This window comes from Clostridia bacterium, from assembly GCA_014360065.1.
Taxonomy (GTDB): Bacteria; Bacillota; DSM-521; order Neomoorellales; family JACIYF01; genus JACIYF01.
This window is the reverse complement of record JACIYF010000116.1, coordinates 1-7,498: the sequence shown is the minus strand read 5'-3', so window position 1 is coordinate 7,498 and position 7,498 is coordinate 1. Positions and strand designations below refer to the sequence as shown.

At 55.4% G+C, this 7,498-nt stretch carries 7 protein-coding genes; all 7 read right to left on the bottom strand.

Annotation, left to right across the window (positions count from 1 at the left end; all coding sequences use genetic code 11):
• Positions 1-924, bottom strand: a 924-nt coding sequence (purC, locus tag H5U02_12735) for a phosphoribosylaminoimidazolesuccinocarboxamide synthase (protein MBC7343285.1), incomplete at its 3' end; no start/stop codon positions are given.
• Positions 925-1,207: 283 nt separating this feature from the next.
• Positions 1,208-2,209, bottom strand: a complete 1,002-nt coding sequence (gene dsrM / locus H5U02_12730) for a sulfate reduction electron transfer complex DsrMKJOP subunit DsrM (GenBank protein ID MBC7343284.1) — start codon at positions 2,207-2,209, stop codon at positions 1,208-1,210.
• 75 nt (positions 2,210-2,284) lie between these two features.
• Positions 2,285-3,445 (bottom strand): polysulfide reductase NrfD, encoded by a 1,161-nt coding sequence (gene nrfD / locus H5U02_12725; protein ID MBC7343283.1) that lies wholly within the window; start codon positions 3,443-3,445, stop codon positions 2,285-2,287.
• A 136-nt stretch (positions 3,446-3,581) separates the two neighbouring features.
• The gene (locus H5U02_12720) at positions 3,582-4,361 is read right to left on the bottom strand and encodes a 4Fe-4S dicluster domain-containing protein (protein MBC7343282.1); all 780 of its coding nucleotides are present in this window, start codon (positions 4,359-4,361) and stop codon (positions 3,582-3,584) included.
• Positions 4,362-4,556: 195 nt separating this feature from the next.
• Positions 4,557-4,949 carry a sulfate reduction electron transfer complex DsrMKJOP subunit DsrJ gene (dsrJ, locus tag H5U02_12715; GenBank protein ID MBC7343281.1) on the bottom strand — a complete coding sequence of 131 codons (393 nt, stop codon included), beginning with the start codon at positions 4,947-4,949 and terminating at the stop codon, positions 4,557-4,559.
• A 148-nt stretch (positions 4,950-5,097) separates the two neighbouring features.
• The gene (locus H5U02_12710) at positions 5,098-6,711 is read right to left on the bottom strand and encodes a (Fe-S)-binding protein (GenBank protein ID MBC7343280.1); all 1,614 of its coding nucleotides are present in this window, start codon (positions 6,709-6,711) and stop codon (positions 5,098-5,100) included.
• Between the two features lie 12 nt (positions 6,712-6,723).
• Positions 6,724-7,233 carry an RsbRD N-terminal domain-containing protein gene (locus H5U02_12705; protein MBC7343279.1) on the bottom strand — a complete coding sequence of 170 codons (510 nt, stop codon included), beginning with the start codon at positions 7,231-7,233 and terminating at the stop codon, positions 6,724-6,726.
• Positions 7,234-7,498: the final 265 nt, after the last annotated feature.

Genomic DNA, 7,498 nt, shown 5'->3' with positions numbered 1-7,498 from the left:
AGAAATGGCTGCTCTCAGCTCCGGCGGCAACGGCTCCGGGCCAAGCCGACAGATTTCTTTCCAATGCTGGCGATCCTTTTGTTTGGCCTCCTCCACGGCTTGGTACCACTGACTTTGGCGGTAATAAATCCGGGCAATCTCCTTGCTGAGCGGCAGCCCTTGGTAAGTAAACCGGCATTCATCCAAGGTGCCCAGGACATCCACCACCACCAGATTTCGGTCCTCATCCAGGCCGAACTCAAACTTGCCATCCTCATTCACCAAGCCTACTCGAGCGAACTCTTGGGTGATGAGGCTTTCAATGGCAAGCACCAAATCCTTTAGGGCTACCATTTCCGCGTCGCTAAGGCCAGAGATGGCCTGGGCCTGGCTGGCGCTAAGATACCGGTCGGTTATCTCTAGTTTGGTGGAAAAATCGATGAAAGCTGGTTCTAGCTTTTGTCCGGGAACGGGTGGGGCTGCTAGCCCCAGATCCTCGGGAGCCAGCTCTCCCTTTTGCAAGCGGCGAAAGACGCTTGATCCCTCCGGAAGGTAGTTTCTATAAATTACCTCCAAGGGTATTAAAAAGCCGCCCTGGGGACGATGCTGGTAGGCGGAATAATCGTATTGGCAGCCATCAAACCGGGGCTTTATTACCTCAAGTAGCCTTACTTCCATGGTGTTGGCTGGCTGCCTAAGCTGAGAAAGCCTTTTTACGGCCCCATCCTCCACCAGACCCAGATAATGAGTGCGGATGCCCTTTTCTTCTAGCTTCTCGAAAAAATAGGCGCCTAAAAGGGCAATGGCAGCGCCTTTATTGGGGATATGGTCGGGCATTTCTCCCCAATCAAATACCGAATAGCGGTCGGAGAATATAAACTGTCCCCGCCCCAGGCCTTCTGCCGTTGCTTCTTCTACAATCCTCAGATCCTTTACACTTCCCAACTCTAACTAGCCTCCTCTGTCTTGGGTCCCTCTGTTGCGCCGACGGCGCCACTGCCACCCGTCGAGCCCGCACTCTTGCTAAAACACCTTTGGTCAGCTCGATTAAATACCCTGATCCTATACTATCACCGGGCAAACCTGGCGACAAGGAGGCCCTGCCTTGGTGGTCACAGCAAAATACGTTTATGGTTGCCTTGACTGTTGTTGGGCAGGTTGCGGGTGGGGCTAAGGAAGCAGTGCCGGGCACCTAGGAAACCTTTCCAGGTGACGGTTACTGGCAGGGTTATTCTCGCTCCACTGGCAGGCCGGCAGCTTTCATCTTGTCCCGGAACTCGTCTTCATACTCCTCATAGGTATGGACCTTAACCGGGTAGTTCCAGGGGTTGATGTGCCGGAAAGCGCGGCTGTTGTTGGGCAGGTTGCGGGTGGGGCTAAGGAAAATGCCGCCCATGTGCACCAGCTTGCTGAAGGGGAAGTAGGCTAGAAGACTACTGACCAAGAAGAGGTGGACATAAAAGAGGGTACCCAGTCCGGCTGGGAGCCCGGGCCTAAAGGTTACCAGCCCCATGGCCAGCTCCTTGACGGCGGTGACATCCACTCGATAGAAGTAGCGCATCAGGATGCCGGAAATGGCTATACCCAGGATCAAAAACAAGGGGACGTAATCGCCGGGGAGGGAAATATAGCGGATCTGGGGGATGAGCGCCCGCCGCAAGAATAGATAAGTAACGGCTGCTAGGATCCCCACATCGGTCAAGAGCAGGCCTTGAAAGCCCACCCGGAAAAAGCCATCTAACCCCTCCAGCCCAGTGATGAATGCCGGCACTGGCTCGGTAAAAAAGCGAAGGTGGCGAATGAGGATAATAAAGAGCGACCAGTGAAAAACCAACCCCCCGAGCCAAAGCCATTTTTCCCAGTGGTAGGCCAGCTTTGGCCCCTTGGGCTCCAGGTGTACTTCAGTCCTAGTATTCCTAAGCAAAGATCTGAAGAACAGCACTTCCAGGGCGATCCTCCCGGCCACTCCAGGTGCCGACCAAGGATTATCCAAGGCGCTGGCTTTGATCCAGGGCAGGGACTTTTGCTGGCCGGCGGTGGTGGGAATGCGGAAGGGGACGGGTACCCGACCCCACTTGATGATTCGATAGACTAGGCCCAAAAGGAAGGTGGCGGCTGCCCCGTAAGGCACTACCACGGCCAACAGGAACTGCAGCTGGCTTATGGCCGAGCCCAATATGGCTGCCGCTACCAAAATAGCAACTACCAAGAGCGAAAATCCCATCTTCACACCCAACCCCTCATTTCCCTCGGTAATACCGGTGAAACACCACCTGTGCTTCTGCCAGAGCGGTGATACTAGGCTTCACTGGACGGTTTCCTCTTTAACCGCAATGGTTATCTTATAGAGCAAGGTAAGAATCAAAAACCCAGCCGCCCAGATTCCCAAGGCGATCAAGGCCTCGGGCAGGGTAGGCACGTACTCGACCACTTTTTCTAAGGGGTTCGGAATAAACCCGGCAATTACGAGGCCGATCCCTTTTTCGATCCACATGCCGAAAAAGACAGCCGCTGAGGCCAGCTTAAGCCACTTCTCCTGTGCCCGGGTTTGGGGATTGATGAGCAGCACCAAGGCCAGCGCCAAAAGAAGCACAAACACCCACATCCAGGGCACCAGCTTGCCGTGGCCCTCAAGGCCCCAGAAGAGGTAGGCCAGGCTGGTCATGCCGTGGGCTGGTACCTGGCTGTAGAAGGCGGTAAAAAACTCCAGGCCGATAAAGAAGGCGCTGATGGCGGTAGCGTAGGTGACGATGCCGGCCAGCTTCTGAATGGCCTCCCGGCCAGGGTCAAAGCGACTGACCCTTTTAATGACAAAGCTTAGGAGAATCAATAGGGCCGGCCCCGAGGCAAAAGCTGAGGCTAAAAATCGAGCCGCCATGATGGCGGTAAGCCAGTAATGGCGGCCGGGCAGGCCAGCATAAAGGAAAGCGGTAACCGTATGGATGCTGACGGCCCAGGGGATAGAGATGTAAACTAGGATCTTGGTCCAGCCGGGCGGTGTAACGGTTTTAGCTTCGGCCTCTAGAGCGTGCCACCCAGTTATGAGGTTAAGGAGGAGGTATCCGGTCAGCACTACCATATCCCAGAAAAGGATCGATCGGGGGGTAGGGTACAGGATCATGTTGAGGAGGCGCATGGGCTTACCGAGATCAACGATTACGAACAATAAGCACATGATGATGGCGCTAACTGCAAGAAATTCGCCCAGGATGGTGATGCGGCCGAATTCCTTGACATTATGGAGGTAATAGGGCAGCACTACCATCACTGCCGAGGCGGCTACCCCCACCAGAAAGGTGAATTGGCCAATGTAGAGCCCCCAGGAGACATCCCGGCTCATGCCGGTAATGGCGAGGCCGCGGGAGAGCTGCCCCAGGTAGCAAGCAAAACCGATGCTAACTAGGGCCAACAAGAAAATTATCCAGCCCCAGTAGGCCTTGCTCCCCCTCAAAGCTTTTTCCAGCATCTACTTCCAACCTCCACTTTAAACTTCTCCCTGCCCGCCCAGCACTCAATGGTACTAAGCTGTCTCGCTTCCCAGTTGCTTGCTTGGGTGCTGGAGGCCTAGTTGTGCCGTTGGTCGCATGGGCACTTCACCTGAGTTATACCAAATAATATATTTTGGGTTTAGTGCCCAGCTCTGGCTTGCGCTGGATGGCGTAGCCTACAGCGTACAGAGCTTTGCGCACGTTGGAGGTGGGATCCTCCAGATCCCCAAAGGCTATGGCCCCGTAAGGGCAGGCTTCCACGCAAGCCGGCACTAGACCTTGGTCAATCCTTTCCGCGCATAAATTGCATTTCTCTACTACTCCCTTTTCCCGAGTAGGGAAAGCCGGGTTGGGCTCCCGGATAAAGGGCCGCGGGTCCTGAAAGTTGAAGCTCCTGGCCCCATAGGGGCAAGCGGCCATGCAATAGCGGCAGCCGATGCAGCGGTGATAATCCATGGCCACGATGCCGTCGGGCCGCTTGAAAGTAGCCTGGGTGGGACAGACTCTCACGCAGGGCGGGTTGTCGCAGTGGTTGCAGAGCACAATAAAGGGGCGGCCTTTATACCTAGGGTTGAGATAGCTTTGATTAAGCTCAGGAAAAGCGCGCTCGTACGGCTCGGTCCAGATCCATTTGATTTCCTCTTTGGGGTTATCGATGTCAGGGATATTGTGCTCCCGCTGGCAGGCCAAAAAGCATTTCCGGCATCCAGCTTGGTAATGAGGCCAGCAAGTAGACATGGTTATGGCCAAGCCCCATTTCTGGCCAGAGTAAGCTTGAGGGTTGGCCTCGTAGGTGGATCGGTTGGCCGCCAAACCCCTCACCGTTGGCCAAGCGCCCAGCCCCAAAAGCACAATCCCGCCCCATTTTAGGAACTCTCTCCTGGTAATTGGCATGCCCATTCCTCCGCAAACCCAGCACTCAACTGCTCATCTTCACTTACTTCTAACCTAGGGCCCTGGCCCTCCGCTGCCCAGCACTCAACCGACCGCAAGACTACAGCCCTGCAAATATCTTGGTGCGTATGGCGCGGATCCCAAGCTCGGGTCAGTGAGTTGAGTGCTGGGCCGCCAATCAGACGCCCATTTAGATCATCCTCCATCCGGCGCTTGGTGGCAGCTAAAGCAATCGGGTTCCACCCCTAGGTAGTTATGGCATTGGTCGCAAAACTGCGACTTGTTGGAGTGGCAGCTTAGGCACGTATTTTCCAGGCTGATTTGGTATTTCTGGCCATCGCTAGCCGTGTAGACGGTCTTTCCCTCGCGAATAGCCTCGGTCCGCCACTGGTCCAACAGCTGCATGTGCTTTTGCCGCATATAATCGGTGGCTTCAATGCACTGCTTTTTGGGCAGCTGATTAATAGCCGGAGTATCCAGGCTGGGGTCGGGAGGTTGAGCCGCCTTGCCGGCATTGATCCAAAGGGGGAAAGTCACTACCGCCACGAAAATGGCTAGCCCGGTGAGTATATAACGAAAATCGCGCATCCCGACCTTCCTCCTTAGCATTCACTTTCAGCTGCCCAGCACTCAAATCGGGGCTGTAGGTGCGGAGCCCAACCGGACCGGAAAACCAACGCCTCGTCGGGTTAGGTTGAGTCCTAGGTTGAGTGCTGGGTTGGCTACGTTTGGTTCATCATTGGCTGCTGATTCTTGCTTCCGGCAAGGGATTCCCCCTGAGGTCGGTATCCCGCTCCTTTTCTCCCTCTATCACCAGGGCGTTGCCCACCAGCTCGTGAACTCCGGCCACGCCCACTCCTGGGACCCAGTAGTCCATGAGGGACGGCAATACCGCCCGGTCGATGGCGCAGACGCAGGCCAACATATTGACCCCGTATTTTTCCTGGACGTACTTGACCGCATTGGCCCGGGGGAGACCGCCCCTGAGCCGCATCTCCATGTACTCGTCGGAGTTGAGGCCGGATCCGCTGCCGCAGCAAAAGGTCTTTTCCCGGATGGTGTTTTCCGGCATCTCATAAAAGTGGCGGCAGACGTTCTTGATGATGTAGCGAGGCTCCTCCAAGAGCCCCATGGCCCGAGCCGGGTTGCAGGAGTCGTGGAAAGTAACTCGCCAGTGATCGTTGCGGCTGGGATCCAGCTTCAGCTTGCCGTTTTTGATCAGGTCGGCCGTAAACTCTACAATATGTACCATCTTGGTGGATTTAGCGTTTTCAAATTTGGTGCCGGTGATGGGAGAGACTGGTTCCTCCAAGAAATCGGCCGGCCCGTTCATGGTATCCATATACTGGTGGATAACCCGCCACATGTGGCCGCACTCGCCGCCCAAGATCCACTTAACCCCCAGCCTTTTGGCTTCGGCATAGATTTTGGCGTTGAGCCTTTTCATCACTTCATGGGAGGTAAACAGGCCAAAGTTGCCGCCTTCGGAGGCGTAGGTGCTGAGGGTATAATCCAGACCAATGGCATGGAAGAGCAAAAGGTACCCCATGAAAGTGTAAGTGCCGGGGTCGGCAAACACGTCACCCGAAGGGGCGATAAAAAGGATCTCCGCCCCTTTGCGGTTGAAGGTAGGTTCTACCCGGATGCCGGTTCGGTCCTCAATATCATCTACGCAGAAATCCACCATGTCCCGGAAGGCGTGGGGCTCGATGCCCACGTGGTTGCCGGTGCGATAGCAGTTGGCTACCGGGGCAGCAATCCAATCCACGTTACAGCCCACCAGGTTGAGGAGCTCCCGGCCGATCATGGTTATCTCGGCGGTATCGATGCCAAAGGGACAGAAGAGCGAGCAGCGGCGGCATTCGCTACATTGGAAGAAATAATAAAACCATTCCTTAAGCACGTCCAAGGTGAGGTCCCGAGCCCCCACCAGCCTGCCCATCAGCTTGCCAGCGGTGGTGAAGTCTCGGCGATAGACTGAGCGTAGGAGCTCGGCTCGCAGCACCGGCATGTTCTTGGGATCGCCGGTACCAATGAAGAAATGGCACTTGTCAGCACAAGCCCCGCAGCGGACGCAGGCATCCATGAAGATCTGCAGGGAGCGAAAGCGGCCTAGCCGCTCCCGCAGACCGTCAAGGATGATTTCCCGCCAGTTTTTCGGGAGCTTCCAGTCTTCCTCTTCTGGAGACCACTCCCGAGGGTTGGGAAGGCCCAGCGCTTCTAAGTTTTTAGCTTTGGCACCATACAAATAGGTACCGCGACGGAAACTCACCGGCGTATCCATCCAGCCGCTACGGGGCGGACGGTAAGTTTTCGGCCAGAGCTCTTCCGGTTTGGGCAGCGATGCCATGGCTTCACCTACTCAACTAGGAATATCCAGGCTGAGCTTTGCTCTCGCTAAGAGCCTTGATACCCGATTTTTCACTTCCTTGATCCTAAGCTCGTACACTTGCTGGCGGCATTGCAGGTAGAGGTCGAAGGCATCCAGGGCCAACCCATCGATCCAGGCTTCCAAACGCTCAGGAGCAATCTTTTGGGCGGAGATCTCTTGGGCCAGCTCCTCTTTAAAAATCTGCTTGCCTTGGAAGATGAAGGCTAGGGCCTCTGAAGGCGAAAGCTCCTGGACCGCTCGAATGCGGATAATGCTATCCAGGTGGGCAGAAATTGCCTCCGAGCGGGCGTCACCTTGAAAGAAGCCTTCCACCAGCCCTTCCAGGGCTCGGTAGATGGTGTGGCCCACCGGGTTGGCAAAAGCATCCTGTTCCCCTTCAAGAAACCGGGCGGTAGGCTCGGGGTAGGTGGCGATAATCTGCCCGTACCATTTATCCACGATCGACCTCTTCTTAGTGCTGGCAATATCAAGCAGGTTCAAGGCCTTTCCTCCGAAGCCATTCGTTTTGGTATTTGTAAATTACATTCGCTATTTGTGCCATAATTCCTGCTCGGCAGAAATACTTTTCTGGAAAACTGAGTTCATTGGTTGACCGGAAAAAGAGCCCATTGTATACTCAATGCAGCTGAATCCCAAGCTCGGTAGTCGGCATAGGTTAGACCGATGGCGGCGAGCCACCTGGCCTTAAAACGGTTGCAGCTGGTTGGTCTGGGCAACTGGACTTAGGAAAGGCTAGGAGGAAGAG

Coding starts and splice junctions, on each gene's coding strand:
- nrfD (MBC7343283.1), bottom strand. CDS start 3,445: ATGCTGGAAAAAGCTTTGAGGGGGAGCAAGGCCTACTGGGGCTGGATA.
- H5U02_12720 (MBC7343282.1), bottom strand. CDS start 4,361: ATGCCAATTACCAGGAGAGAGTTCCTAAAATGGGGCGGGATTGTGCTT.
- dsrJ (MBC7343281.1), bottom strand. CDS start 4,949: ATGCGCGATTTTCGTTATATACTCACCGGGCTAGCCATTTTCGTGGCG.
- H5U02_12710 (MBC7343280.1), bottom strand. CDS start 6,711: ATGGCATCGCTGCCCAAACCGGAAGAGCTCTGGCCGAAAACTTACCGT.